Raw genomic sequence first — 26457 nt, 5'->3', positions numbered from 1 at the left:
TGTACCTTTAATAAAAAAAATTATTCTTCTAATATAAAAAATTATTCTTCTAATATACCAAGAATATCAGATTCACTCATTATTAAAAGTTCTTCACCTTCTATTTTTTGTTTTTCTATTCCAAAGCCTTCTTTAAATATTACTATATCACCTATTTTAACATCTAACGGACGAATAGCACCATTCTCAAGTATTTTTCCTTTTCCAGTAGCTATTACTTCACCACGTTTTTGTTTTTGTTGTGCATTACCTGGTAACACAATTCCCCCAGAAGTTTTTTGTTCCTGTTCCACACGACGAACTACAACCCGGTCATGCAAAGGACGTATTTTCATTTTCCGTTCTCCTGAATTACAAAATAAATTAAAAATTATACTTTTTTTTAGTTATTGTGGATAAATAATTTAATTTCAAGTATAAAAAAATTAACTCCATTTAATTTTTTGTTTAATTGATGCTATTTTTAACCGTATAGATTTTAATTTTATAAAACTTTCTGCATCTTTTTGATTATATATACCTTTATCTTCTTCAAATGTAGCATAAGATGAATTAAATAAAGATTGATCAGATTTTCTACCTATTATAATTACATTACCTTTATATAATTTTAATCTAACTATTCCATTAACATATTTTTGAGAAGTATCAATTAAAGATTGTAACATTTTTCTTTCTAGGGTCCACCAATATCCATTATAAATTATTTCAGCATAGATCGGCATTAAAATATCTTTTAATTTAATAGATTCATGATCTAAAGTTATAGATTCTATTGCTTTATGTGCATTATATAATATGGTACCACCAGGTGTTTCATAACACCCTCTCGATTTTATGCCTAGATATCTATTTTCCACCATATCAATTCTACCAATCCCATGTTTACTTCCTAATTTGTTTAATTTTATTATTAATTCATGTGGTTTAAAATATTCATTATTAATTGCTATTGGATCCCCGTTTTGGAAAGTTATATCAATAACAGTTTCTTTATCTGGAGTAATATTTAAATTCTTACTCCATCTCCACATATTAGTTTCTGGTTCACCCCAAGTATCTTCTAATAAACCTCCTTCATAAGAAATATGTAATAAATTATTATCCATAGAATATAAAGATTTATTTTTTTTAAAATAATCAATCATTATATTATTTTTTTTACAATATTTTATAATTTTTTTACGGGAATCTAAATTCCATTCACGCCAAGGGGCAATTATCTTTATATATGGATTTAATGAATAAGCACCTAATTCAAATCTGAGTTGGTCATTACCTTTTCCTGTAGATCCATGTGATATAATATTTGAATTATTTATTTTAGCTATTTCTAATAACCTTTTAATAATTAAAGGGCGTGCTATTGAAGTGCCTAAAAGATATCCCACTTCATAAATCGTATTAGCTCTAAACATAGGAAAAATATAATTTTTTACAAAAATTTCTCGTAAATCTTCTATATAAATTTTTTTTATTCCTAAGAATTTTGCTTTATTATAAGCAGATTTAATATCTTTTTTTTCTTGTCCTAAATCAGCAGTATAAGTAATTACTTCATAACCATATGTATCTTGTAACCATTTAACAATAGCAGAAGTATCTAATCCACCCGAAAAAGCAAGAATAACTTTTTTAGACATTATTAAAATTTCCTTAGCTATTTAAAATTTTTAATTAATTTTTTTAATTCACCATTTTTATACATTTCAGCCATAATATCACTACCTCCTATAAATTTAGAATTAACCCAAAGTTGTGGAAATGTAGGCCAATTAGAAAATTTTGGTAATTCATATCTAATATTAAAATTTTCTAAAACATTTACGAACGTAAAGTTTTTTAAGTATTTTACTAAAAATTTAACAGCTTGTGCTGAAAAACCACATTTTGGAAAACTTGGTGTTCCTTTCATATATAATATGATTTTATTATTTTTTATTTGTTTTTTTATTATTTCTATAGTTTTATTCTTCATATTTACTTTTAATTTAGATTTTTATATCTGGAGCTTATCGGGCTCGAACCGATAACCTTAACACTGCCAGCGTTGCGCTCTACCATTGAGCTAAAGCCCCTTTTATAATATAATATTATATTATTTATTTATACTCTTATTCTTTGAGTTTGGCTGGATGGCAGATTGGCTATGCATCGGATTGCAAATCCGCGTAAAACGGTTCAATTCCGTTTCCAGCCTCAAGCCCGAATGGCGGAATTGGTAGACGCAGGGGACTTAAAATCCCCCGCCTTTTTTTGGCGTGCTGGTTCAAATCCGGCTTCGGGTATTTTTTCAATTCGATTTAAGAGCGGGTTAAATTTTTTTATTTTATGATTTATTAAAAGTTTTTTACGACTTTTCCAATTTAAAGTTTTTAAATTAAGAAAATTTTTTACTTTTATAGCTAATTTAGGTAATATTGGAGATAAATAAATTATTAGTTGACGAAATAAATTTAAACCCATAGAACATACCTCAATTATATATTGTTTTTTTTTTTCGTTTAAGGACCAGGGTGATTTTTTTGTAATATAAGAATTAGTTTGATTTGCTAAATTTAAAATTTTTTTTACAACTTTATAAAAGTCAAGTTTTTCATAATTAAAATAGATTTTATCACCAATATTAATAAAAGATTTTATTAAGATTTTATTTTCAATATTTTTAGATAAATAATTTTTATTATATTTATTTATTAATTTATAACATCGACTTGCAATATTAATTATTTTACCAATTAAATCAGAATTTATTTTATAAAAAAAATCTTTAAAATTAATATCTATATCTTCTATATTTGAATTAATTTTTGATGAAAAATAATAACGTAAATATTCAGGTTCAATAAATTTTTCATAAAATTTAGCTTTAATAAAAGTTCCTTTAGATTTAGACATTTTTTTATCATTAATTGTGACAAAACCATGACAATTAATTTTAGTAGGTAGTTTTAAATTCATTGTTTTTAGAATAGTTGGCCAAAATAATGTATGAAAATAAATTATATCTTTACCTATAAAATGATAAATTTCATATTTTGATTTTATATTCCAAATTTCATTAAAATCTAATCTTTTTTTATAACATAATTCTTGAACCGTTGATAAATAACCGATTGTAGCATCTATCCATACATAAAAAAATTTAAGTTTCTTAAGATTAGGAATTTTAAAACCGAAATAGGGTGAATCCCGTGAAATATCCCATTCTATAAGTCCTACTTTAAACCAACTTTTTAATTGGTTATAAATCATATTTTTTACCACACCTGAATTATTAATCCATTTATTTAAAAACTTTGTAAAATAAGGTAATTTAAAAAAATAATGATTTGAATATTTTTTTATAGGTTTTATTCCTGTTAAAACTGAAATAGGATTAATTAAATCAAAAGGTTTATATGTTATTCCACAAAATTCACACATATCTCCATATTGTTTATTTGCATTACATTTAGGACAATTACCTAATATTAATCTATCAGATAAAAATATTTTTTTTATAGGATCAAATAATTGTTTTATTTTTTTACAATAAATAAATCCTTTATAAGTTAATATTTTATAAATTTTTTCTACATTAATTTTATTAATTTTAGTATGGGTGCAAGAATAAATATCAAAATCAATTTTAAATTTTTTTAAATCATATATATGTTTTTTTTTTATATGGTAAATTAATTCTTTTGGTTTTATATTTTTTTTTTTTGCATGTAACATAATAGCAGTCCCATGTGAATCATCAGAACATATAAAATAACATTTATTTCCTAAAGTTTTTTGAAAACGAACCCATATATCTGTTTGTATATATTCTAACATATGACCTAAATGAAGATCACCATTAGCATAAGGCATAGCACAAGTTACTAAAATTTTACGTGACATAATATTCTTATTTATAACATGATATTATTAATTAAATCAAATAAATAAGAAAATTAAGGATTTAATTAATGTTTAATATAAAATATATTATTGCTCTATCTTCTGTTAAAGGTGGGGTAGGTAAATCAACTCTAACTACTAATTTGGCTTTAGCTATGAATATAAAAGGATATAAAGTAGGTTTATTAGATGCAGATATTTCTGGATCTAGTCAAGCTAAAATTTTGGGCATAAAAAAAAATATATTTATTAATAATAACCTTTTAATACAACCTATTCCTTATTATGGACTTAAAGTAATGTCAATGGGTTTTATAGTAAAAAAACAAACAAAAGCTATTATTTGGCGTGGACCAATTATATCTAAATTTTTATTAAATTTATTTAAAAATACTAATTGGGGAACTTTAGATTATTTATTTATAGATATGCCGCCTGGAACTGCAGATCTTTCATTAACATTATTAAATAATATTAAATTATCTGGAGTAATAATTATAACAACCCCTCAAGAAATATCATTATTAGGTGCATTTAAAGCAATAAATATGTTTAAGAAAATAAAAATACCTATAATTGGTTTAATAGAAAATATGAGTTCTTTTACATGTACATTTTGTGGATATTCTAAATCAATATTTTATAATAAATATATTAAAATTTTAAAAAAATATAAAATTAAAAAACTAGGGTGTTTACCTTTACATAAATATATTTGTGATAAATCTCCTATATTAATATCAAAACCAAACTCAAAAATTAGTAAATTATTTAATTATATAACAACTATTCTCGAAAGGACTGTAGCTCAATTGGTTAGAGCACCACGTTAACATCGTGGAGGTTAGTGGTTCAACCCCGCTTAGTCCTATTTATTTATAAATAGATAGTAAAAGAGATATTCAATGAGTGTGAATGTAATTGAGCATCCTTTAATTAAACATAAATTAGGTTTAATGAGATCTTCAAAAATTAGTCCTAAACATTTTCGTGAATTAGCAAGTGAAATAACGGAACTACTAGCTTATGAAGCAACAAGAGAATTAAAAATTGAATTCCATAATATAAGAGGATGGGATGGTAAACCATTAACGGTTGAAAGAATTAATGGAAAAAAAATTACTATCGTGCCGGTTTTGCGAGCTGGTCTAAGTATGATGAATGGTATTACAAACTTAATTCCTAGTGCACATATTAGTGTGGTTGGTGTCTATCGGAATAAGAAAACATTTGAAGCTATACCTTATTTTGAAAAAATTGTCAATGCTTTAGATGAACGTTTAGCTTTAATAATAGATCCTATGTTAGCTACAGGGGGTTCAATAATTTCTGTAATAAATATGCTTAAAGAAAAAAAATGTAATAAAATAAAAGTTCTTGTATTAGTAGCTGCACCAGAAGGTCTAGAAAGAGTTCTAGAATCACATTTTGATGTTCAAATTTATACAGCTTCAATAGAAACTAACTTAAATAAATCTGGATATATAGTACCAGGATTAGGAGATGCAGGTGATAAAATTTTTGGTACTAAATAAAATATGTTATAATATATTTATGGGTCGTTAGCTCAGTGGGAGAGCAATTGGCTTTTAACCAATTGGTCGTAGGTTCGAATCCTACACGACCCAATAAAAATTATTAATTTTTAAATGAACTTATTAAAAAATAGAATTCTTATTTATAAAGAAATTATAGCAGATATTGATACTCCCCTTTCGATTTATATGAAACTAGCAAATTATCCATGGACTTTTTTATTAGAATCAATAGAAGGAAAAAAAAAATGGGGGAGATATTCTATAATTGGTTTACGTTGCAAGAAAAGAATAGAAGTACGTGAAAAAAAAATAATTTTATTTAAAAACAAATTTAAAATTGAAAAAATAAAAATTATAGATCCTTTATTATGGATATCAAAATATATAAAAAAAATAAAAAATAATATTTTTAATAAAAGTAAAATAATATTTGATGGAGGTTTAGTTGGATATTTTGGATATGATACTATAAAATTTATTGAACCAACAATCAAATCCTACAAGCAATATGATCCAATAAATACACCTGATATTTTATTATTAATAGCTAATGATCTTATTATTTTTGATAAATATTCTGGAAGATTAACTATCTTAATAAATGTTAATATATATGAAAAACAATATTTAAAAAAAGCTTATTCACGTATAAAAATAATAGAAAAGAAATTAAGTTATAATTTGATTAAGAAATCAAAAATTTATGAATCATATTTGTATAATAACAATAAGAGATTTAAAAAATATAAAAAAAAACCTATATTTTATAGTTTTACTAAATTTACATATAAAAAATATATTAATAAAATTAAAAAATTTATTTCATCAGGAGATGTAATGCAATGTGTGCCCTCTCAAAGAATTATTATACCTTTTAAATCTAAACCAATAAATCTTTATCGTTCTTTAAGAGTTTTAAATCCTTCCCCATATCTGTTTTATTTAAATTTAAAAGATCATTATGTAGTTGGTTCTTCTCCTGAAATTATGGTTAGATTAGATAAGAAAAAAATTACTTTAAGACCTATAGCAGGAACAAGACAGAGAGGCAAAAATGAAAAAGAGGATATATATTTAGAAAAAGAATTATTACATGATCCTAAAGAATGTTCTGAACATATTATGTTAATTGATTTAGGCCGTAATGATGTAGGAAAAGTTAGTATTAAAGGTACTGTAATAGTTACTAAAAAAATGTCAATAGAAAGATATTCACATGTTATGCATATCGTTACTAATATAAGAGGTATATTAAAACCTAAATTAGATTTAATTGATGTTTTTCGTGCTACTTTTCCTGCTGGTACTATTTCTGGTGCGCCTAAAATAAGAGCATTAGAAATTATAAATGAAAGTGAACCTGTAAAAAGAGGTATATATTCAGGAGCTGTTGGTTATTTATCTTGGAATGGAAATCTGGATATGGCTATCGCAATACGGACAGCAATTATTAAAAATAATGAATTACATATTCAATCTGGTGGAGGAATAGTAGAACAATCAGATTATCAAAATGAATGGAATGAAATATTAAATAAAAGTAGTGTATTATTTAAAGCAGCTGCTCTAGTAGAAGAAAATATTGTATAAGAATAAGGAAAAATATTGAAAATTTTAATAATTGATAATTATGATAGTTTTACTTTTAATATTGTACATTATTTTATGGAATTAGGTGTTTATGTTAAGATTGTTCGCAATAATATTACAATAAAAAATATAGAAAAAAAAAATTTTACTCATTTAGTTCTTTCTCCAGGACCATGTACTCCTAAAAAAGCTGGGAATTCACTTGAAATAATTAAACATTTTGCAAATAAAATTCCGATACTAGGAATATGTCTTGGTCATCAAATAATTGGACAAGTATTTGGAGGGAAAATAATTAAATCAAAAAAAATTATTCATGGTAAAACATCAAGAATTAAACATAACAGTAAAGGTTTATTTAAAGGATTAATAAATCCTATACTAGTAAATAGATATCATTCTTTAATAATTGATAAAAAATCTTTGCCTGATTGTTTAGAAATTACAGCGACAACAGAATTTTATGATTTAACACCAAATGTAATTATGGGCATAAAACATAAACAATATAAGATTGAAGGTTTCCAATTTCATCCAGAATCTATTTTAACTTATAAAGGTCATGAGTTATTAAAAAACTTTATAAAAAAATAAAATGATTTATAAAATTTTAAAAACTTTAATAAAGAAAAAAAATATAAAATTTAAATTTTTTTATAAATTAATGGAATTAATAGTTTTAGGTAAAATAGAATCAACACAAATTGCATCTATCTTAACAGCATTATCTATAAAAAAAGAAAATAGTGCTGAAATAGCAGCAACAGCAAAAGTAATAAATGATTTTAAGAAATTAAATCTTATTAAAAATATAAATCTTATAGATTTAGTAGGGACAGGTAGTGATAATTTTAATTATTTTAATATTTCAACAGCTTCAAGTTTTGTAGTAGCTGCTTCTAGAGCAATAAAGGTTGTTAAACACGGTAGTAAAAGTATATCATCTTATTCAGGCAGTTTAGATTTACTTAATGTCTTAGGAATAAATTTAAATTTTAAAAAAAAAGAATTTATAAAATGTATAAAAAATATAGGAATAATATTTTTTATATTAAATTCTAAATATAAAAAAAAAATAAAACAAATACGAATTGATATACATATCCCTACAATCTTTAATATATTAGGTCCTTTAAATAATCCGATTCAACCATTAAAACAATTAGTAGGGGTATATGATAAACGATTATTAAATCTAATTGCTAAAGCGTTTATGAAATTAGGTAGTATAAAAACATTAGTAATTCATTCTAAAGAGGGTTTAGATGAAATTTCTTTAAAAAATTCAACTTATATTTCTGAATTAAATAAAGGAAAAATAAAAAACTATTTAATTCATCCTAAAAATTTTTTTATGAAAACAAAATTATTAAATTTCATAAAAATAAAAAATGTTTTACAAAGTTTAGATATAATAATTAATTCTATAAACGGGAATTTTTGTCTAGCTTTTGAAATTATTTTATTAAATTCAGGAACGGCTTTATATGTTTCAGGAATAGTAAATAATATTAATAATGGAATTGATTTAGCTAAATATATATTATTTTCAGGAAAAGTTTTTAAAAAATTAAAAGAACTTGTTTTTTTTACTAAAAATTTAAGAAAGGGATATAATGGATAAAAAAAATATATTAAAAAATATTTTATATTATAAAAATAAAACAATAACTAATTGTATAAAAAATTTTTCATTAGATAAAATACGTAATAAATATTATTTATATAAAAATAATTTTACTAATAATTGTTTTAAAAAATCAATAAAAAATAAACAATATGAAAATAAAATTTCAGTTATTGCTGAAATTAAAAGATATTCACCTTCTAAAGGTGTTATTACTAATTCTAAGAATATTGAAAAAATAGCGTATAATTATTATTTGAATGGTGCTGTTTGTATTTCTATATTAACAGAAAATAATTTTTTTAAAGGTAGTAAAAAAGATATATTAAAAATAAAAAAAAATTGTGATTTACCAGTTTTATTTAAAGATTTTATTATTGATGAATATCAAATTTTTGAAGCTCGTTTATTAGGTGCGGATTGTATTTTATTAATAGTTTCAATTTTAGAATATGAATTGTTAAAAAAATTATATAAGATAGCTAGATCTATAGGTCTGGATGTATTATTAGAAATACATTCTATCTTAGAATTAGAAATTGCTTTATTTTCATTAAATGCAAAATTTATAGGTATAAATAATCGTAATTTATATACATTTAATACTTCTATAAAAATAACATTGTCTTTAATAAAATATATACCTTCTAATGTTATTTTTGTTACTGAATCAGGAATTTTAAATAAAAATGATTTAAAAACATTAAAACTTTTTGGTGTTAATGTTTTTTTAATTGGAGAATTTTTATTAAAAAATAATGGAAATTACTTAAAAAAATTAATAAATCAAACTACTTGACTTGATTAATAAAATTGTTAACATAAATAATAAATCCTCGATAGCTCAGTTGGTAGAGCAAATGACTGTTAATCATTAGGTCACAGGTTCGAATCCTGTTCGGGGAGTAATTTAGAAAGTTAGCTACGCCCTGACTTGAACAGGGGACCTCATCATTATGAGTGATGTGCTCTAACCAGCTGAGCTACGCAGCCGTCAAATATTTATTATTCTAGATTTTTTCTTATACGTTTTATAGTAATAATTTCTTTATTTTTTTCTACAAATAAAATTTTTTTTGTATTAAAATATAAAGTGTCAGAAATATTATTTAAATAGAAAGTTTCTCCTAAAGATAAATTACTTACATTTATTTCAATGAAATTAGGTATATCTTTAGGTAAACAATTTATTTTGACATAATTTTTATGTAAATATAGTAAACCTCCTTCTTTTTTTATACCTTTACAATTTTCTTTTCCTATAATTTTTATTTTAACTAATACATTTATTTTTTGATTTTTATTTATACGTATAAAATCTATATGATTAATTAAATTTTTAAATGGATGATGTTGGATCTTACGTATAAAAACTTTTTCATTAATTTTATTTATATTTATATTTAAAATAGAAGAAAAAAAATTTTCTCTTTTCATAAAATTTAATAAATTTTCTTTTTCTATTGCAATAAGTAAATTTTTTTTATTTCCTCCATATATTATTGCAGGAATAATAGAATTATTACGTAATCTTTTATTTGCTCTTTTACCTAGATTATATCTCATAAAAGCATTTATTTTATTGTTTGGCATTATTAATTTTCCAACTTAATTAAACATTGCACTTATTGATTCTTCATTATTAACTCTACGAATTGCTTCTGCAATTAGACTAGCAACAGATACTTGTCTTATTTTGTTACTAATAATAGCTTTTTTTGATAAAGGAATAGTATCTGTAATTATTAATTTATCTAAAAATGAATTATTTATTATATCTATTGCATTACCTGATAATATAGCATGAGTAATATAAGCAAAGACATATTTTGCTCCTTGTTTTTTTAGTGATTCAGCTGCTTTGCATAAAGTACTAGCTGTATCTGCAATATCATCAATTAATATACATGTCCGATTTTTTATATCTCCAATTATATGCATTACTTGTGTTTGATTTTTTTTGGGGCGACGTTTATCAATAATAGATAATTCTACATTTAATTCTTTAGCTATTGAACGAGCACGTATAACCCCACCAATATCTGGCGATACTATCACCAGATTGTTATATTTTTGACTTTCTATATCTTTTATAAGTACAGGATAACCATAAATATTATCTACAGGCACATCAAAAAAACCTTGTATTTGATCTGAATGTAAATCCATCGTCATCACACGATCGACACCTACTTTAACAATCATATCAGCAATAACTTTGGCAGAAATAGGAACACGGGTAGATCTTATTCTACGATCTTGTCTAGCATATCCTAAATAAGGAATTACAGCTGTAATTCTTGTAGCTGAGGCTCTACGTAAAGCATCAACAATTAAAATTAATTCTATTAAATTATCATTAGTAGGTACACAAGTTGATTGTAAAATAAAAATATCTTTACCTCTTACATTTTCTTTAATTTCAACAGAAATTTCACCGTCACTAAATTTATTAACTGTAGAATTACCTAATTTTGTCTTTAAACAACTAGCAATTTTTTTTGCTAGTTCTATATTTGAATTACCAGTAAATAGCATTAATTTAGATAAAATCATATTTACACTTACCTAAAAATCATTATATTATATTATTATAATTATATATTATTTTAAATATAAATAGGTAAATTAATTTGATTAAATATAAATTACGTAATTATTTAAATAAAATTGAAAAAAAATTTTATAATTTATCTATTTTACTTTCTAAAATTGAAATTCTTAATAACAAAAATAAATATATAAAATATTCACGTGAATATTCAAAATTAGAAAAATTAGTAAAATTATGGAAAAAATATAAAAAATTAGAATTAGAAATAAATTATAATAAAAAAATGTATTATGAAAATGATTTAGAAATTCGTAATTTAGTTATTGAAGAAATTAAAAATATAAAAAGAAAATTATTTAATATAAAATTAAATATAAAAAATATATTAATAAAAAATTCTAATAAAGAAGATAAAAATGGTATTTTTTTAGAAATCCGCGCAGGAACCGGAGGTTCTGAAGCTGCTATTTTTGCTGGGGATTTATTTCGTATGTATTATAAATATGCAGAAAAAAATGGATGGAAAAATGAATTAATAAGTTTTAATCCAGGAGAATATGGTGGTTTTAAAGAAATAATCTTAAGAATGAAAGGTTCTGGAATATATGGGAAATTAAAATTTGAGTCTGGGACTCATAGAGTACAAAGAATACCTAATACTGAATCAATAGGTAGAATACATACTTCAGCTTGTACTGTAGCTGTTATGGCTGAAATAAAAAAAGATTTAAATATAAAAATAAATATAAATATAGAAGATTTAAGAATAGATACTTATAGATCTAGTGGGGCAGGAGGTCAGCATGTTAATACAACTGATTCTGCTGTTAGAATTACACATATTCCAACAAATATAGTAGTTTCATGTCAAACAGAGCGCTCCCAACATAAAAATAAATATAAAGCTATTTTATTATTAAAAGCAAAATTAAAACAAAAATATAAAGATGAACTTCAAAAAACACAATCAAAAATTAGAAAATCATTAATAGGTTCAGGTGATAGATCAGAGCGCATTAGGACTTATAATTATCCTCAAGGACGTGTAACAGATCATAGAATTAATTTAACTATATATGATTTAAATAATATTATTTCTGGGAATTTAGATGAAATAATAAATTCATTAAGAAATGAATTTAAATCACAATATAAAGGGAATTTATTTAAATAAAATCATTATAAATGTATATAATAAAATCGATTTTGGTTTAAGAAAAAATAATATATTAAAGATATCTATTATATTTGGATTATTTGTAAAAAATTTAATGAAAGTATTAGATTTTATTTTATAAAAAATATTATTATATAATAATAACGAATTTTTAGGAAAAAATTCATTTGTTTTCATATAAATATAATCTAAAAATATTAAAAAATATGGAACTTTTGGTATTATAATTTTTTTATTTATTGATAAATTATAAGCACATTTAATAGCCCAGTTTTGTATTTCATTAAATGAATATCCAGTAGAGGGACGTATATAACAACCATATATTTTAGCTAAGTTTTTTAATTTTTTTTTATTTATAATATAAGCCATTGGTATATGGCCTGTTTCTTTTCTTAAAATTTTATAATTATAAATTCCTAAAACAATATTTATATAATAAATTAATAATTTTTTTATATAAAGATTTTTTTTTTTATAAAAATTAGTCCATTCAAATAATATTTGATTTTTATTTATTGGTAAAATATAGATAAAATTTAATTTATTAGATTTTAAATATTTATTTATATAAAAATTCATTAAACTTGGTTTTGAATATTTTTTATTAGAATATAATTCAATCCCAAAAAAATTTTGCCATTTCCAAGGTAAATTTATTTTTATTTTTTTAGGTAAAGTATCTATTACCCAATGTGCAATTTTATATTCTCCATTATTTAATTTTATTGATACATATTCATTGTATTCTTTTATATTTAAAATTTTATTATTATATATTTTAATATTCTGAAGAATTTTTATTCTATTTATAATTTTTTTATAAAATAATATTGATAATATATATTCATACGGAATAGAAAAATTTATTATTGAATAAGAATTTTTTTCTTTTTTTATTTTTATATTATACCAAGTTTTTTTACAACAATTTATAAAAGCATGATTTTTTATTCTCCAACCACACCATGTTTTATCATTATAATATAATTTTTTATTTTCAATTATCAAAATGTTTAAATTATTTGGTAAAAAACTTAAATAATAAGCTAAAGATAAACCAGAGCATCCACCTCCTAAAATTAAGATATCTATATCATAGATTTTTTTTTTTAACATATAGATTTAATAATAGTTTTTAGCGTTATAAATATTTTATAATATAAAGATATATAAATACGTTTATAAATCCAATAATATTTAGTATTACTTATATTTATATTTATTTTATAATATATTGAACTAATTATTGTTATAATTATACGATTTATATAATTTACTTTATAAATATTTTTTATACCTTTAATATAATAATATTCTGATAAAAAAAGTAAACGAATAATAGCAGATGAAATTAGTTTATGTTTTTTGTTAATAGGAATATTTGATAAATAAATAATTTCTTTTGCATTTATATTATTAACCCAACATGCTGGCAAATAACGTCTTCCTTTAAAAGCATCTTCTAACACATCTCTAGCAATATTAATCATTTGCAAAAAAATACCTAAATTGATAGCCTTAATAGTATTAGTTATTGAACATTTTATAAAAGGTAAAACTATATTCCCTATAGTACCAGCTACTCCATAACAATAATATATTAATTCTTTTTCATTTTTTATATTTGCTGGATATTTTATATCCTTTATTAAACAATTGATTAAATCAATAAATGAATTTAAATTTATTGATTTATTTTTTTTTAAATTTTTTATTAATTTAGAAAGTTTATCTAATTTTTGTTTAGAATTATTTTTTATTTGTTTTAATATTACTGTTAATCTTTTCAAAGATTTTTTTTTAGAATTTAAATAATTTTTATCAGCAATTTCATCAAGTTTTCTACATATAAAATAAATTATTTTTAAATATTTTGAATATTTTTTTATTATAAAAAAACTTGTAAAATAAAAATTTTTACTATATTTTTTTATTATTTTATTTGAACTTTTTAAAATTTTCTTATTCATATAATGAATTTATCTATTAATTTTGCACTTAATAAAACGCCAGGGATTCCTGCCCCAGGATGTGTACCGGCTCCTACTAAATAAAGATTTTTTATTAATTCTGATTTATTATGAAATCTAAACCATGCTATTTGATTTAAATTAGGAGAAATTGAAAAACCACTACCAAATGTATTAAAATATCTTTTTTTAAAAAATTTTGGAGTAATATAAAAACAGGTTTTTATATTTTTTTTTAATTTTGGTAATAATTTTGAATCTAATATTGAGATTATATCTTGAACAAAAAGTTCATTTTCATATCTAGACCAATTTTTATAATATTTTAAATTAGGTACAGGTATTAAGGCATAAAAAGTAGATTTTTTTAATAACTTATCAGTTCTAGTAGGATGATGTAAATAAATGCTAATATTTTTTTTATTAAAATGCTTTTTATAAAAAATATTTTTTATTGAAAAATAATAATTATTATTAAATAATATTGTATGATGATAAATATTTGAATAAAAATAATTAGTACCAAAATATAATATAAATAATCCAAAAGAATATTCTTTATTTGATAATTTCTTTTTTATTAAAAAATTATTTTTTATATTAATTAACTTATTATATAAATATTTAGGTTCAATATTAGAAACAATATAATTAGTTTTAATATAATGATTATTATTTAATTTTATTGCTATTGCTTTTTTTTTATATGTAATAATTTTCTTAACTGTTACTCCTGTATATATTTTTATACCTTCTTCTCTCATTAAAATTTCTAATTTATTTATTAAAAAACCTATTCCCCCTTTGGGAAAATGAATTCCCCATTTTCTTTCTAAATATATAATTAATGAGTATAAACAAGATAACTTATATGGATTTCCACCTATTAATAACGGATAAATAAAAAACATTTGCTTTAAGTTATTATTTTTTATAAAAATTTTAATTAAATTAAAATATGATTTATAACATTTTAATTTTATAAAAAAAGGTATACATTTTATCATTTGATAAAAGTTATTAAATGGTTTAATTGAAAAATATTTAAAACAATTATCAAAAAAAATTTTTGTAATTAATAATAATTTTTTATATCCATATATATCTTTTTTTGAAAACTTTTTTATATTTTTTTCAGTTTTTTTTAAATTTTTATAATAATTAAATTTAGTTTTATCAAAAAAATAAAAATTATACCAGTTTTTTAATTCTAGAAATTTTATATAATTATTAATTTTTTTTCCAAAAAGTTTATATAATTCTGAAAATAAATAAGGTGCTGTAATAACGGTAGGACCTGCATCAAATATATAATTATTATCTTTATATATTTGTGCTTTCCCACCAATATTTTTATTACGTTCTATTATTATTACATCAAAACCTTTTTTTTTAGCTCTCAACCCTGCAGCTATTCCTCCAAAACCAGATCCAATTATTACTATTATATTTTTCATATTAACTTATTTAATTTTTTATTTATAAAAAAATTAATTTTTTTTGGATTAGCTTTATTTTTTGATTTTTTTATTACTTTCCCTATAAAAAAATTTAATATATTTTTTTTCTTTTTAAAATTTGAATTTTTATATAATTCAAGTTGTAATAAATTTTCATTAAATGTTAAAGTTATTAACTTTAACAATTTCTTATCATTTATTTGTTCTGTTTTTATTTTATTTATTTCTTTTTCTATATTATTTATTTTTTTATTCCATAATTTATTAAATATAAATTTAGCTAAATTAATATTTATAATATTTTTTTTTATATAACTTAATAAGTTACCTAATAACTCATATTTAATTGGACTTTGTTTAATTTTTAAATAATAAAATTTTAATTTTTCAAAAAGATAACAAGTTATCCATGTATATGTTAATTTAACATCATTACAAAATTTAAAGGTTTTTTCAAAAAAATTTGAGATTTCTAAAGTCTTTGTTATAAGATCAGCTTCTTTAAAAGATAATCCTATTTTTATAAAATATTTTAATTTATTTTGAGGAAAATCAGGTATAGATTTTTTTTGTTTAAAAAAAAAGTTTTTATTTAATTTTAATTCTAATAAATCAGGACAATTTAAATATAAATAATCATTTTTATTTTCTTTTTTACGTAAAATATAAGTTTTGTTTTTTTTAAAATTATATAATCGAGTTTCTTTAATTATTTTTCCACCTTTAGTTAAAATATTAATTTGTCTTTTAGTTTCATATAAAATTGCATTTTTAATATTTTTATAAGAATTTAAATTTTTAATTTCAATATAATTGTTATTTTTTTTATTTCCTTTTTTTCTTATTGATATATTTATATCACACCGCATTTCACCTTTAGCTAAATTAGCATCAGATATATTTATATATTTTACAATTTTATTTAGATATTTTAAATAACTTATAACTTCTTTATAAGTTAATAAACTAGGTTTAGTAATGATTTCCAATAACGGTATACCTGATCTATTAAAATCAATTGCACTTTTATTTTTATAATGTAATAATTTACCTGCATCTTCTTCTAAATTTACATGATCTATATATATAGTTTGATATTTCTCTAAATCTATGGAAATTTTTCCATATCCTAAAATTGGTTTTTTTTTTTGACTTATTTGATATCCTTTAGGCAAATCTGGATAAAAATAATTTTTCCTTTCAAAAATTGATTTATTATAAATTTTAGTATTTATAATTAAACCAAAACGAATAGCCAGAGCCAGAGCTTTTTTATTTAATTTTGGTAATACTCCTGGCATACCTATATCTAAATTACAAATTTGTTTATTAGGGTAAATACAAAATTTTGTAGAAGAATTAGAAAATAATTTAGATTTTGTTGATAATTGTATATGAGTTTCAATCCCAATAATAGTTTCCCATTTATTTAACATTATATAACCCCATTATAAAATATTTGGATAATTTAAATGCCAATTAGTATTTTTTTGATAAGAATGAGCGATATTTAATAATAAGTTTTCAGTAAAAGGAGGTGTTATAATTTGAAAACCGATAGGACATTTATTAATAAATCCGATTGGTATATTTATAACAGGCAAACCAGCTAAATTTATAGATATTGTATAAATGTCTTGTTGCAGGTTTAACTTTTGATTTTTTTTATTAAATTTATTAGCTCTATATTTTGTTGTAGGTATTATTATAGCATTAACTTTTTTAAAAATTTTTATAAAGTTATTAGAAATATAATTTCTAATTTTTTTTGCTTTAATAAAATATTTTATATTATTTAATATATATGTTCCTGTTAAAATACGATTTTTTACTTGTTTACCAAACCCAATTGTACGAGGATTTATATATAAATCCTTTAACGATTTAGGATTTATTTTATAATATCCATATTTTATACCATCATATTTTGCTAAATTAGAAGCAGCTTCAGCTGAAACTATAATATAATAAGCAGAAATTGCTGATTCAATATAAGGCAAACTAATATCAACAAAATTTATTCCTAATTTTTTATAAATATTTATTGCGTCTTGTATTAGACAAGAAAACTTTGAATTAATATTTTTTAAATATTCTATTGGTAATCCAATTTTTATTCCAGATATAGAATTATTTATATAATTTAAAAAATTATATTTATTTAATTTTATATTAGTAGAATCAAGCTTATCATAACCAGAAAGGAGATTTAATAATATTGCACAATCTTCTACAGTATGAGCCATTGGCCCAGCTTGATCTAAACTAGATGAATAAGAAATAATTCCATATCTGGACAAATAACCATAAGTAGGTTTTAAACCAGTAATTCCACAATAAGAAGAAGGTAATCTTATAGAACCTCCAGTATCTGTACCTAAAGAAGCTGGAATTAATCCAGCAGATATAGCTGATGCAGATCCCCCAGATGACCCACCAGATACTAAATTTAAATTCCAAGGATTTTTAACTTGTCCAAAATAACTACTTTCATTAAACGATCCCATAGCAAATTCATCCATATTTGTTTTCCCTAAATTTATAAAACCATAATATTTAAGTTTTTCAATAAGAGTAGAATTATAAGTAGGAATAAAATTTTTTAAAAAATTAGATCCACAAGTTGTTTTTATACCTTTGGTACAAAAGATATCTTTATAAGCGATTGGTATACCATTTAATAAATTATTTTGATTAAATTTCCGTAAAAAATCATATTTTTTTGCTTCTTTTAAAGCTGTTTTATATTCAATTGTTATAAAACAATTTAAATCTTTATTATTTTTTTTTATTTTTTTTAATATAAATTTTATTAGTTCGTAACAAGAAAATTGTTTATTTTTTAAACCATTAATAATATCAATTATTGTCATTTTTTTATAAAATATTAGGAATAATATAAAAATTATTAATATGTGCTTTTAAATTTTTAGGTTTTTTAACTCTATCTTTTCTTATTTTTAAATTATATTTATTATTTAATGGATTTGTAATAGGTTTTATATAATTTATATTAATAACAAATAAATTTTTTAATAATAAATTTATTTGTTTTTTAAAATCTTTTAAAAGAAATTTATTTTTATTTAATTTAGATAATTTAGTTAAATTATTTATATTAATTTTCATTAAAACTTTTCCTTAAAGTCTATAAATAATATATAATAATATAAATAAAATAAAAATATAACTAGAATAATAAAAATCTTATGATAGAACCTTTAGTAATTGCTTTATCCAAAGGACGTATACTTTTAAAAAGTTTATCATTAATAAAAAAAGCAGGTATAATTCCCATTGATTCTATAAATAATAATAGAAAATTATTATTTAATACAAAAAAAAAATATTTAAATTTAATTTTTTTAAGAGCGATAGATGTGCCTACTTATGTTAAATTAGGTGCAGCTGATATGGGAATTGTTGGTAAGGATGTTTTATTAGAAAATGGTTCTAAAGGTTTTTATGAACCAATAGATTTTAAAATTTCTAAATGTCGTTTAATGACTGCAGGTTTAATTGGTTTTAATATAAAAAAAAGAAAACGTAAAGTAGCAACAAAATTTATTAAAATAGCAAAAAATTATTATGCAAGTAAAGGTATAAATGCTGAAATAATCAAATTATATGGAGCTATGGAATTAGCCCCACTTATGAATATAGCAGATGAAATTATAGATATAGTTGATACAGGAAATACATTAAAAAGAAATGGAATGGAGCCAAAAAACTTAATAACAAATATAAGTACTAGATTAATAGTAAATAAGTCGGCTATGATTAGAAAATATAAATATATAAATCCATTACTTGAATTATTAATTTCTATTATATAATAAGGTATGAAAGAAGATGAAAACGTTTAATGTAAATATTAATTTTATTAAAAAAGAATGGTATATAATAAATGCTTATAAAAAACCGCTAGGTAGGTTAGCTACAAAAATAGTTTATTATTTATTAGGAAAAAATAAAGTTATTTACAATCATTATTCAAATGTAGGAGATTATATTATAATTATAAATGCAGATAAAATAAAATTAACAGGAAAAAAATTAATAAAAAAAAATTATTATTATCACACTGGTTTTCCAGGAGGGTTACGTAAAATCAAATTAGTTGATATGATAAAAAAAAATCCAGAAAAAATAATAAAATTAGCAGTAAAAGGAATGTTACCAAAAACTACATTAGGTAGATTAATTGGAAAAAAACTTAAAATATATAAAGGAAAAAAACACCCACATATTGCTCAAAAACCTTTAGAAATATTAATTTAATATTAATTTAAGAGGATAGAAAATGTATTATTATGGTACTGGACGTAGAAAAACTGCAGTAGCGAGAGTTTTTATAAAATTAGGCAAAGGAAAAATTTTAATAAATAAAAATAAATTAAATGATTATTTTAATAAATATATGCATTTTATTGTTCTCGAACCGTTAGAAATAACAAATAATGTTAATACTTTTAATATTAAAATTACTGTAAGGGGCGGTGGCTATAAAGCACAAGCTGAAGCAATAAGACATGGTTTAGCTCGTGCATTATTAGCTTTTAATGTTAAATTTCGTTATAATTTAAGAAAAAATGGTTATTTAATGAGAGATTCAAGAAAAGTTGAAAGAAAAAAAATTGGATTAAGAAAATCAAGAAAATCACCTCAATTTTCAAAACGTTAAATTATAATTTTTTTTATAAATAAGTAATATACTATACAGTCACTTATAAAAGATTTATAAGAGGAAAGTCCGGACTCGAAGAGAAAAGTGCCAGTTAAGCGCTGGGCAAAATTTGACGGAAAAGTACAAAAGAAAAAATACTATCTATTTTTTAGATAAAGGTGAAATGGTTTGGTAAAAGCATCCCGCGTGTTTGGAAACAAATTCGTTATGTAAACCCCACTTTGAGTAAAACTAAAAAAGAATTTAAGCTCTATAAAAAAAATTCTGGTAAGTTGCATATATATATATAGTAATATATATATTAGATAAATGACTGTAAATTTATAACAGAATCCGGCTTATGGTATATGAAAAATCAAGAAACTAATCAGAAAAGTTTATTTATAAATAAAGCTATTGATTTATTAATAAATAATCAAGATGGGATATATATAGATTGTACTTATGGAAGTGGAGGACATAGCAAAAAGATCTTAAAAAGATTATCTAAAAAAGGTAAATTAATAGCAATAGATAATGATTTTAATACAAAGATTTATGCAAAAAAAATAATTCGTGATAAAAGATTTAAATTGATTAATATAAATTTTAATAAATTAGAAAATTTTGCTTTTAAAAAAAAATTAGGAAAAGTATCTGGAATTTTATTAGATTTAGGAATTTCTAAAAATCAAATTAAAGATTTTAAAAGAGGTTTTAGTTTTTATAAAAATGGTCCATTAGATATGAGAATAAATAATAACTTAGGAATAAAAGCTTCTGAAATGTTAAATAATTATAAAAAAAAAGAAATTTTAAATATATTAAAAAAATATGGAGAAGATAAAAAGTCAAATAAAATTACAAACGAAATATGTAAACGTAGGATTAAATATCCATTTAAAATGACTTTAGAATTATCTAATTTAATAAAAAAAATAAAATTTAAAAAAAATAAAACCCATCCTGCAACAAAAGTTTTTCAATCTATACGTATTTATATAAATAATGAATTAACTAATCTAGAGAAAGTAATAATTTCATCTTTAGACCTTTTAGATATAAATAAAAAATTAATTATTATTACTTTTAATTCTTTAGAATCAACTTTAATAAAATCTTTAATTAAAACTAATACTATAAATAAAAAAAAATATAATTTAAAAAAAATATATCCAAATAAAGAAGAACTTATTTTTAATAAAAGTTCACGAAGCGCCACAATGTATGTTATAAAAAAGAATTAATATTCTTTTATTAAATAATCTAATGCTGATATATAGCCATATATTCCCAATCCAGATATCACTGCATTAGCTCTAGTAGAAATATAAGATTTTTTTCTAAACTTTTCCCGCTTATTTATATTAGATATATGTACTTCTATTATTTTCCCTTTAAAAATATTTAATGCATCTAATATAGATATTGATGTATGACTATACCCCCCTGCATTTATAATAATAGCATTACATTTATTATATGCCCGTTGTATAGTATCTATTATATAACCCTCATGATTAGAATGATAACATTCTATTTCAATTTTAAATTTTATTGCTTTTTTTATTAATAAATTTTCTATATCATTTAACGTATTAAATCCATATATATTATTTTGTCTATTTCCTAAATAATTTAAATTTGGTCCATTAATTAAAAATATTTTCATTATATTTTCTTATCCCTTATATTTTTTACTTTCAAAATAACTTAACCCTTTATTTTTATCATATTGATTTTCCCATTTTGAAATTATTAATACAGCTAATGCATTACCTATAACATTTAATCCTGTTCTAGCCATATCTAATATTCGATCTACTCCTGCAATAAAAGCTAAACCTTCAATAGGAATTCCTATACTACCTAATGTAGCTAATAACACAACAAAAGATACTCCTGGAATTCCTGCTATTCCTTTTGACGTAATCATTAGAGTAAAGATTAAAGTAACTTGTGTAAATAAATTTAAATTTATTCCATAAAGTTGTGCTATAAATAAAGCAGCAATACTTTGATATAACGTTGAACCATCTAAATTAAATGAATATCCAGTAGGGATTACAAAATTACAAATATTTTTTGGAGCTCCATAATTTTCCATTTTAGACATTAATTTTAATAATACTGTTTCCGAACTAGAAGTAATAAAAGCTAATAATAGTTCATTTTTTATGATTCGTAATAATATAATTAAATTAAAACCAAAATACCAAGCAATACTGCCTAAAATTACAAATATAAAAAATATTATTGTTAAATATACTAAACAAACTAATTTTATTAAAGGTAGTAATGATAAAAATCCAAAATTTGCTAGAGTAATAGATATTAAAGAGTATACACCTAATGGTGAATAACGCATAACTAAATTTGTTATACTAAACATGGTTTCAGATATAGTTTTTATTATATTTATTAAATTTTTTTTATTTTTTTTAGGTAAACTGGATAAACCTAAACCAAATATTATAGAAAAAAATATAATAGATAACATATCTCCATTTACTATTGATTTAAATATATTATATGGGATTAAATTTACTATGAGATTTATCACAGTTGTATGAGGATTAACAATTTTATTAAAATTTTTATATTGTGAAATATCAATATTCTTACTTAAGTTAGACATATTAATACCATATCCAGGTTTAAATATATTTGCTGCTATTAATCCTACAACTATAGCTAAGGTTGTAACTAGTTCAAAATATAAAAGAGTTTTTAGCCCTATTCTACTTAATTTTTTTGTATCATCAATACCGGAAACACCCATTATTAAAGAAGAAATAATAATAGGAATTACTATCATTTTTATTAATCTAATAAAAATTTCTCCTAGAGGTTGTAAAAAATTAAAAATAAACCATGATCTTATAATATGATTTGAATGTAATATTAATCCAGAAATTATTCCTAAAACTAAACATATTATTATATTTAGAGCTAAATTTTTAGAGTTAATTATTTTCATATTTTTATTCCTATTAATTATATATAGGTAATTTTTTTAATAATTTTTCTGAAATTTTTATTAAATTTTGTTTTGTAAAACCAAAATATTTAAATAAATCTTCTAATTTGCCTGAAGCCCCATATGTCTTCATACCTAATATATATCCATCTAGACCTACATATTTATACCAATTATTAATTGATGCAGATTCTACTGCTATTCTTTTCCGTACTTTTTTTGGTAAAACTTTTTCATGATAATTTTTATTTTGTTTATCATAAATAGATGTACTTGGCATCGAGACAATTCTAAAATTTAGATTTTTATATTTTTTTTCTAAACTTTTAACAGTTTCCATTACTAAATTTAATTCTGATCCGGTAGCAATAAAAATTAAATCAGGAATAACTTTCTTATTAGTATTATATAATATATAACCTCCTAATTTTATATTTTTTAATTGTTTCTTATTACGTTTTTGTGTTATTAAATTTTGTCTAGAAAGTATAATAACTGTTGGTTCTTTATTTTTTATTGCATTCAACCAACTTACTACTGTTTCTGTATAATCTGCGGGCCTCCAAATAATAAGACCTGGTATAGCTCTTAAAATTTCTATTTGTTCCACAGGTTGATGTGTAGGACCATCTTCTCCTAAGCCAATAGAATCATGAGTAAAAATATGTATCATTTTTATTTTACATAAAGCTGACATTCTTATTGCATTTAACATATATTCTATAAAAACTAAAAAGGTTGAATCAAAAACAATTAATCCTCCATAAATAGCGATACCATTAGATATAGCAGCCATCCCAAATTCTCTTACTCCATAATATAAATAATTACCTGAATAATTATTTTTTTTAATAATTTTTGCATTTTTCCATAATGTTAAATTAGATGGAGTTAAATCAGCACTTCCACCGATAAGTTCTGGGAGTTTAGGTGCTAAAATATTTAAGATATTTTGAGAAGCTTGTCTTGATGCAATATTTTCATTTTTTGTTTGTATTTTTTTTATTAAATTATATTCATTTTTTTTATTAAAATAATTAGGTAATTTATTTTTAAATATTCTTTTGAGTTCATTAGCAAGTAGAGGATATTTTTTTGAATATATTTTAAAATTTTTATTATATTTTTCTTCTAATTTTATACCTTTTTTTTGTGCATTCCATGATAAATAAATATTTTTAGGTATTTTAAATGCAGGATATTTCCAATTTAAATTTTTTCGTACTATTTCTATTTCTTTTTTTCCTAAAAATGTTCCATGACAAGTTGATGTACCAGATTTTTTTGGGGAACCATAACCTATTAATGTTTTACAAATTATTAATTTTGGTTTATTTTTTATTTTTTTACTTATCGATATAGCTCTATTTATTTCTTTAAAATTATGTCCATTTATTGGTCCAATAATATGCCAATTATAAGATTTAAATCTTTTATATGTATTATCATTAAACCAATTAGAACTTTTTCCATCAATAGATATATTATTATCATCATAAAATACAATTAAATTACCTAAACCTAAATTTCCAGCTAAAGAACAAGATTCATGACTAATTCCTTCCATTAAACATCCATCACCAACAAAACTCCAGATTTTATGATTTATTATTTTATAATTTTTTTTATTGAATTTTTTAGATAAATTCTGTTCTGCTATTGCCATACCAATGGCATTTGCTAATCCTTGGCCTAAAGGACCAGTAGTGGTTTCAATCCCTATTGTATATCCTAATTCTGGGTGACCTGGAGTTTTATAACCTAATTGACGAAAATTTTTTATTTGAGTAATTGATAAATTATAACCACTTAAATGCAACAAAGCATAATGCAACATAGATCCATGTCCATTAGATAATATAAACCGATCTCTATTTATCCAGTAAGGATTATTTGGATTATGTTTTAAATGATCATTCCATAAAACTTCAGCAATCTCAGCCATCCCCAGAGGCATTCCTGGATGGCCTGATTTAGCTTTTTCTATAGAATCTATAGAAAGAAAGCGAAGTGCATTTGCAAGTTCACTACGATATAGCATATTATATACTCCTTTACTAATGTAAAAAAATAAATATTAAAATAAAGAAAAATTAAATACAATATATGTATATTATTAATTGAAAATTATAAAAAAATAAATAATTAAAATTAAGAATAATATGAATAAAAATGAACTAGAAATTAGTTTTGAATTTTTTCCACCTAATAATAATTTTAAAAAAAAAGAATTAATAAAATTAATAAAAAAATTATATAAAAAAATTAATATAGATTTTTGTTCTATTACTTTTGGTGCTGGAGGTTCTAATAAAGAAAATACTTTAGATATTATAAAATCTATAAAAAAATCTAATATAGAATGTGTTCCACATTTATCTTGTATATCAAGTACTAAAAAAGAAATAATAAATATTATAAATATATATAAAAAATTAGGTATAAAAAAAATTTTAGCACTTAGAGGTGATCTTAATAATTATATTTTAACAAATAATTATTTTTTAAATTCAATAAATTTTATTAAATTTATAAAAAAAAATTTTTATAATAAATTCGAAATAATAGTATCTGCATATCCAGAAATGCATCCTAATACTATTACTTTAAAAAAAGAAATTTTATTTTTTATAAAAAAATTTCTTTTTGGAGCTGATAAAGCAATTACTCAATATTTTTATGATCCAGATTCATATTTTTATTTTTTTGAAAAAGTTATTAACTTTGGTATTAATAAACCAATAATTCCAGGTATTATGCCTATTACTAATGTAAATAAGTTAATAACTTTTTCAAAAAAATGTGGCGCAAATATTCCAAAATGGATATCTAAAAGTTTAGAAAATTGTAAAAATAAAAAAGATGTAGAAATTATTGGAAAAGAAATTGTTATAAAATTGTGTGAGATTTTAATTAAAGGAGGAGCCCCAGGTTTACATTTTTATACATTAAATAATGTAGAACCTACTTTAAATATTTTATATGAATTAATAACTTAATTTTT

The 26457-nt window shown here is 21.4% G+C and carries 26 protein-coding genes, 7 tRNA genes, 1 other RNA gene and 1 pseudogene; 18 read left to right on the top strand and 17 right to left on the bottom strand.

Annotated elements, in window-relative coordinates; all coding sequences use genetic code 11:
* Nucleotides 1-41: 41 nt before the first annotated feature.
* From PAD_RS01295 to PAD_RS01280, 4 genes are all read right to left on the bottom strand, one after another.
* Nucleotides 42-335, bottom strand: coding sequence for a co-chaperone GroES (locus tag PAD_RS01295; RefSeq protein ID WP_219848652.1), 294 nt, complete (start codon nt 333-335; stop codon nt 42-44).
* Between the two features lie 90 nt (nt 336-425).
* On the bottom strand, nt 426-1643 hold the full coding sequence (locus PAD_RS01290) for an argininosuccinate synthase (RefSeq protein WP_219848651.1): 1218 nt from the start codon (nt 1641-1643) through the stop codon (nt 426-428).
* Nucleotides 1644-1660: 17 nt separating this feature from the next.
* Nucleotides 1661-1978 carry a Grx4 family monothiol glutaredoxin gene (grxD, locus tag PAD_RS01285; protein WP_219848650.1) on the bottom strand — a complete coding sequence of 106 codons (318 nt, stop codon included), beginning with the start codon at nt 1976-1978 and terminating at the stop codon, nt 1661-1663.
* A gap of 28 nt (nt 1979-2006) precedes the next feature.
* Nucleotides 2007-2078 (bottom strand) — tRNA-Ala (locus PAD_RS01280).
* A 51-nt stretch (nt 2079-2129) separates the two neighbouring features.
* On the opposite strand from PAD_RS01280, the gene PAD_RS01275 reads away from it, so the two are divergent.
* Nucleotides 2130-2200: transfer RNA gene (locus PAD_RS01275), tRNA-Cys, on the top strand.
* A gap of 3 nt (nt 2201-2203) precedes the next feature.
* Nucleotides 2204-2288: transfer RNA gene (locus tag PAD_RS01270), tRNA-Leu, on the top strand.
* A gap of 13 nt (nt 2289-2301) precedes the next feature.
* Here PAD_RS01270 and metG read toward each other — a convergent pair.
* A pseudogene (gene metG / locus PAD_RS01595) lies at nt 2302-3888 on the bottom strand (methionine--tRNA ligase); the annotation flags it as partial.
* 68 nt (nt 3889-3956) lie between these two features.
* Between metG and PAD_RS01260 the strand changes: the two are divergent.
* The 9 genes from PAD_RS01260 (at nt 3957) to PAD_RS01220 (ending at nt 9549) form a co-directional block, all read left to right on the top strand.
* The gene (locus PAD_RS01260; RefSeq protein WP_219848649.1) at nt 3957-4721 is read left to right on the top strand and encodes a P-loop NTPase; all 765 of its coding nucleotides are present in this window, start codon (nt 3957-3959) and stop codon (nt 4719-4721) included.
* Nucleotides 4686-4759, top strand: a tRNA-Val gene (locus PAD_RS01255). The genes PAD_RS01260 and PAD_RS01255 overlap by 36 nt, the downstream gene beginning before the upstream one ends.
* Before the next feature lie 34 nt (nt 4760-4793).
* On the top strand, nt 4794-5423 hold the full coding sequence (gene upp, locus PAD_RS01250; RefSeq protein ID WP_219848648.1) for a uracil phosphoribosyltransferase: 630 nt from the start codon (nt 4794-4796) through the stop codon (nt 5421-5423).
* A gap of 21 nt (nt 5424-5444) precedes the next feature.
* Nucleotides 5445-5516: transfer RNA gene (locus tag PAD_RS01245), tRNA-Lys, on the top strand.
* Between the two features lie 21 nt (nt 5517-5537).
* Complete coding sequence (locus PAD_RS01240) at nt 5538-7016, top strand: anthranilate synthase component I family protein (protein WP_219848647.1); 1479 nt, start codon at nt 5538-5540, stop codon at nt 7014-7016.
* 15 nt (nt 7017-7031) lie between these two features.
* A complete protein-coding gene (locus PAD_RS01235) occupies nt 7032-7610 on the top strand; it encodes an anthranilate synthase component II (RefSeq protein WP_219848646.1) in 579 nt (192 codons plus the stop codon).
* Nucleotide 7611: 1 nt separating this feature from the next.
* Nucleotides 7612-8640 carry an anthranilate phosphoribosyltransferase gene (gene trpD, locus PAD_RS01230; protein WP_219848645.1) on the top strand — a complete coding sequence of 343 codons (1029 nt, stop codon included), beginning with the start codon at nt 7612-7614 and terminating at the stop codon, nt 8638-8640.
* Nucleotides 8633-9442, top strand: a complete 810-nt coding sequence (gene trpC / locus PAD_RS01225; protein WP_219848644.1) for an indole-3-glycerol phosphate synthase TrpC — start codon at nt 8633-8635, stop codon at nt 9440-9442. The genes trpD and trpC overlap by 8 nt, the downstream gene beginning before the upstream one ends.
* 34 nt (nt 9443-9476) lie before the next feature.
* Nucleotides 9477-9549 (top strand) — tRNA-Asn (locus tag PAD_RS01220).
* A 13-nt stretch (nt 9550-9562) separates the two neighbouring features.
* Here PAD_RS01220 and PAD_RS01215 read toward each other — a convergent pair.
* From PAD_RS01215 to PAD_RS01205, 3 genes are all read right to left on the bottom strand, one after another.
* Nucleotides 9563-9636: transfer RNA gene (locus PAD_RS01215), tRNA-Met, on the bottom strand.
* Between the two features lie 12 nt (nt 9637-9648).
* Entirely contained in the window at nt 9649-10236 is a 588-nt protein-coding gene (locus PAD_RS01210; protein ID WP_219848643.1) for a 50S ribosomal protein L25, read from the bottom strand.
* A gap of 15 nt (nt 10237-10251) precedes the next feature.
* On the bottom strand, nt 10252-11199 hold the full coding sequence (locus PAD_RS01205) for a ribose-phosphate pyrophosphokinase (protein ID WP_219848336.1): 948 nt from the start codon (nt 11197-11199) through the stop codon (nt 10252-10254).
* Between the two features lie 77 nt (nt 11200-11276).
* Between PAD_RS01205 and prfA the strand changes: the two genes are divergently transcribed.
* Nucleotides 11277-12371, top strand: coding sequence for a peptide chain release factor 1 (prfA, locus tag PAD_RS01200; protein ID WP_219848642.1), 1095 nt, complete (start codon nt 11277-11279; stop codon nt 12369-12371).
* On the opposite strand, the gene PAD_RS01195 is transcribed toward prfA, so the two are convergent.
* From PAD_RS01195 to PAD_RS01170, 6 genes are read right to left on the bottom strand one after another with little or no spacing between them, the layout of a single operon-like run.
* Nucleotides 12360-13493: a lycopene cyclase family protein gene (locus PAD_RS01195; protein WP_219848641.1), complete on the bottom strand. Its 1134-nt coding sequence runs from the start codon at nt 13491-13493 to the stop codon at nt 12360-12362. The genes prfA and PAD_RS01195 overlap by 12 nt on opposite strands.
* Nucleotides 13487-14347 carry a squalene/phytoene synthase family protein gene (locus tag PAD_RS01190; protein WP_219848640.1) on the bottom strand — a complete coding sequence of 287 codons (861 nt, stop codon included), beginning with the start codon at nt 14345-14347 and terminating at the stop codon, nt 13487-13489. Before PAD_RS01190 ends, PAD_RS01195 begins: the two co-directional genes overlap by 7 nt.
* A complete protein-coding gene (locus PAD_RS01185) occupies nt 14344-15804 on the bottom strand; it encodes a phytoene desaturase family protein (RefSeq protein WP_219848639.1) in 1461 nt (486 codons plus the stop codon). The genes PAD_RS01190 and PAD_RS01185 overlap by 4 nt, the downstream gene beginning before the upstream one ends.
* Nucleotides 15801-17243, bottom strand: a complete 1443-nt coding sequence (gene gatB, locus PAD_RS01180; RefSeq protein WP_219848638.1) for an Asp-tRNA(Asn)/Glu-tRNA(Gln) amidotransferase subunit GatB — start codon at nt 17241-17243, stop codon at nt 15801-15803. The genes PAD_RS01185 and gatB overlap by 4 nt, the downstream gene beginning before the upstream one ends.
* Nucleotides 17244-17255: 12 nt before the next feature.
* A complete protein-coding gene (gatA, locus tag PAD_RS01175; RefSeq protein WP_219848637.1) occupies nt 17256-18680 on the bottom strand; it encodes an Asp-tRNA(Asn)/Glu-tRNA(Gln) amidotransferase subunit GatA in 1425 nt (474 codons plus the stop codon).
* 4 nt (nt 18681-18684) lie between these two features.
* Nucleotides 18685-18936, bottom strand: coding sequence for a hypothetical protein (locus PAD_RS01170; RefSeq protein WP_219848636.1), 252 nt, complete (start codon nt 18934-18936; stop codon nt 18685-18687).
* 80 nt (nt 18937-19016) lie between these two features.
* On the opposite strand from PAD_RS01170, the gene hisG reads away from it, so the two are divergent.
* From hisG to rsmH, 5 genes are all read left to right on the top strand, one after another.
* Nucleotides 19017-19643 (top strand): ATP phosphoribosyltransferase, encoded by a 627-nt coding sequence (gene hisG, locus PAD_RS01165; RefSeq protein WP_219848635.1) that lies wholly within the window; start codon nt 19017-19019, stop codon nt 19641-19643.
* 16 nt (nt 19644-19659) lie between these two features.
* Complete coding sequence (gene rplM / locus PAD_RS01160) at nt 19660-20088, top strand: 50S ribosomal protein L13 (RefSeq protein WP_219848634.1); 429 nt, start codon at nt 19660-19662, stop codon at nt 20086-20088.
* Nucleotides 20089-20110: 22 nt separating this feature from the next.
* Nucleotides 20111-20491 carry a 30S ribosomal protein S9 gene (gene rpsI / locus PAD_RS01155; RefSeq protein WP_219848633.1) on the top strand — a complete coding sequence of 127 codons (381 nt, stop codon included), beginning with the start codon at nt 20111-20113 and terminating at the stop codon, nt 20489-20491.
* Nucleotides 20492-20514: 23 nt separating this feature from the next.
* Nucleotides 20515-20850: RNase P RNA component class A (gene rnpB, locus PAD_RS01150), an RNA gene on the top strand.
* Complete coding sequence (gene rsmH / locus PAD_RS01145; protein ID WP_219848632.1) at nt 20842-21720, top strand: 16S rRNA (cytosine(1402)-N(4))-methyltransferase RsmH; 879 nt, start codon at nt 20842-20844, stop codon at nt 21718-21720. Before rnpB ends, rsmH begins: the two co-directional genes overlap by 9 nt.
* Here the strand turns inward: rsmH and PAD_RS01140 are convergent.
* The 3 genes from PAD_RS01140 to tkt are packed head-to-tail and all read right to left on the bottom strand — an operon-like array spanning nt 21717 to nt 25494.
* The gene (locus tag PAD_RS01140) at nt 21717-22145 is read right to left on the bottom strand and encodes a type II 3-dehydroquinate dehydratase (RefSeq protein ID WP_219848631.1); all 429 of its coding nucleotides are present in this window, start codon (nt 22143-22145) and stop codon (nt 21717-21719) included. The two genes, rsmH and PAD_RS01140, sit on opposite strands and share 4 nt — an antisense overlap.
* A 9-nt stretch (nt 22146-22154) precedes the next feature.
* Complete coding sequence (locus tag PAD_RS01135; RefSeq protein WP_219848630.1) at nt 22155-23453, bottom strand: cation:dicarboxylate symporter family transporter; 1299 nt, start codon at nt 23451-23453, stop codon at nt 22155-22157.
* Nucleotides 23454-23466: 13 nt separating this feature from the next.
* Nucleotides 23467-25494, bottom strand: coding sequence for a transketolase (gene tkt, locus PAD_RS01130; RefSeq protein WP_219848629.1), 2028 nt, complete (start codon nt 25492-25494; stop codon nt 23467-23469).
* Nucleotides 25495-25594: 100 nt separating this feature from the next.
* Here tkt and PAD_RS01125 point away from each other — a divergent pair, with 100 nt between their 5' ends.
* Nucleotides 25595-26452, top strand: a complete 858-nt coding sequence (locus PAD_RS01125) for a methylenetetrahydrofolate reductase (protein WP_308726234.1) — start codon at nt 25595-25597, stop codon at nt 26450-26452.
* Nucleotides 26453-26457: the final 5 nt, after the last annotated feature.

The organism is Candidatus Portiera aleyrodidarum (assembly GCF_000953295.1).
GTDB classification, from domain to species: domain Bacteria; phylum Pseudomonadota; class Gammaproteobacteria; order Johnevansiales; family Johnevansiaceae; genus Portiera; species Portiera aleyrodidarum_A.
The sequence above is the reverse complement of the archived record's forward strand: the minus strand, read 5'-3'. Positions and strand labels throughout refer to the sequence as shown.

Excerpts from the sequence above, each read along its gene's own strand:
- PAD_RS01295 (WP_219848652.1), bottom strand. The coding sequence starts at position 335 with ATGAAAATACGTCCTTTGCATGACCGGGTTGTAGTTCGTCGTGTGGAA.
- PAD_RS01290 (WP_219848651.1), bottom strand. The coding sequence starts at position 1,643 with ATGTCTAAAAAAGTTATTCTTGCTTTTTCGGGTGGATTAGATACTTCT.
- grxD (WP_219848650.1), bottom strand. The coding sequence starts at position 1,978 with ATGAAGAATAAAACTATAGAAATAATAAAAAAACAAATAAAAAATAAT.
- PAD_RS01260 (WP_219848649.1), top strand. The coding sequence starts at position 3,957 with ATGTTTAATATAAAATATATTATTGCTCTATCTTCTGTTAAAGGTGGG.
- upp (WP_219848648.1), top strand. The coding sequence starts at position 4,794 with ATGAGTGTGAATGTAATTGAGCATCCTTTAATTAAACATAAATTAGGT.
- PAD_RS01240 (WP_219848647.1), top strand. The coding sequence starts at position 5,538 with ATGAACTTATTAAAAAATAGAATTCTTATTTATAAAGAAATTATAGCA.
- trpD (WP_219848645.1), top strand. The coding sequence starts at position 7,612 with ATGATTTATAAAATTTTAAAAACTTTAATAAAGAAAAAAAATATAAAA.
- trpC (WP_219848644.1), top strand. The coding sequence starts at position 8,633 with ATGGATAAAAAAAATATATTAAAAAATATTTTATATTATAAAAATAAA.
- PAD_RS01210 (WP_219848643.1), bottom strand. The coding sequence starts at position 10,236 with ATGCCAAACAATAAAATAAATGCTTTTATGAGATATAATCTAGGTAAA.
- PAD_RS01205 (WP_219848336.1), bottom strand. The coding sequence starts at position 11,199 with ATGATTTTATCTAAATTAATGCTATTTACTGGTAATTCAAATATAGAA.
- PAD_RS01195 (WP_219848641.1), bottom strand. The coding sequence starts at position 13,493 with ATGTTAAAAAAAAAAATCTATGATATAGATATCTTAATTTTAGGAGGT.
- PAD_RS01190 (WP_219848640.1), bottom strand. The coding sequence starts at position 14,347 with ATGAATAAGAAAATTTTAAAAAGTTCAAATAAAATAATAAAAAAATAT.
- PAD_RS01185 (WP_219848639.1), bottom strand. The coding sequence starts at position 15,804 with ATGAAAAATATAATAGTAATAATTGGATCTGGTTTTGGAGGAATAGCT.
- gatB (WP_219848638.1), bottom strand. The coding sequence starts at position 17,243 with ATGTTAAATAAATGGGAAACTATTATTGGGATTGAAACTCATATACAA.
- gatA (WP_219848637.1), bottom strand. The coding sequence starts at position 18,680 with ATGACAATAATTGATATTATTAATGGTTTAAAAAATAAACAATTTTCT.
- PAD_RS01170 (WP_219848636.1), bottom strand. The coding sequence starts at position 18,936 with ATGAAAATTAATATAAATAATTTAACTAAATTATCTAAATTAAATAAA.
- hisG (WP_219848635.1), top strand. The coding sequence starts at position 19,017 with ATGATAGAACCTTTAGTAATTGCTTTATCCAAAGGACGTATACTTTTA.
- rplM (WP_219848634.1), top strand. The coding sequence starts at position 19,660 with ATGAAAACGTTTAATGTAAATATTAATTTTATTAAAAAAGAATGGTAT.
- rpsI (WP_219848633.1), top strand. The coding sequence starts at position 20,111 with ATGTATTATTATGGTACTGGACGTAGAAAAACTGCAGTAGCGAGAGTT.
- rsmH (WP_219848632.1), top strand. The coding sequence starts at position 20,842 with ATGAAAAATCAAGAAACTAATCAGAAAAGTTTATTTATAAATAAAGCT.
- PAD_RS01140 (WP_219848631.1), bottom strand. The coding sequence starts at position 22,145 with ATGAAAATATTTTTAATTAATGGACCAAATTTAAATTATTTAGGAAAT.
- PAD_RS01135 (WP_219848630.1), bottom strand. The coding sequence starts at position 23,453 with ATGAAAATAATTAACTCTAAAAATTTAGCTCTAAATATAATAATATGT.
- tkt (WP_219848629.1), bottom strand. The coding sequence starts at position 25,494 with ATGCTATATCGTAGTGAACTTGCAAATGCACTTCGCTTTCTTTCTATA.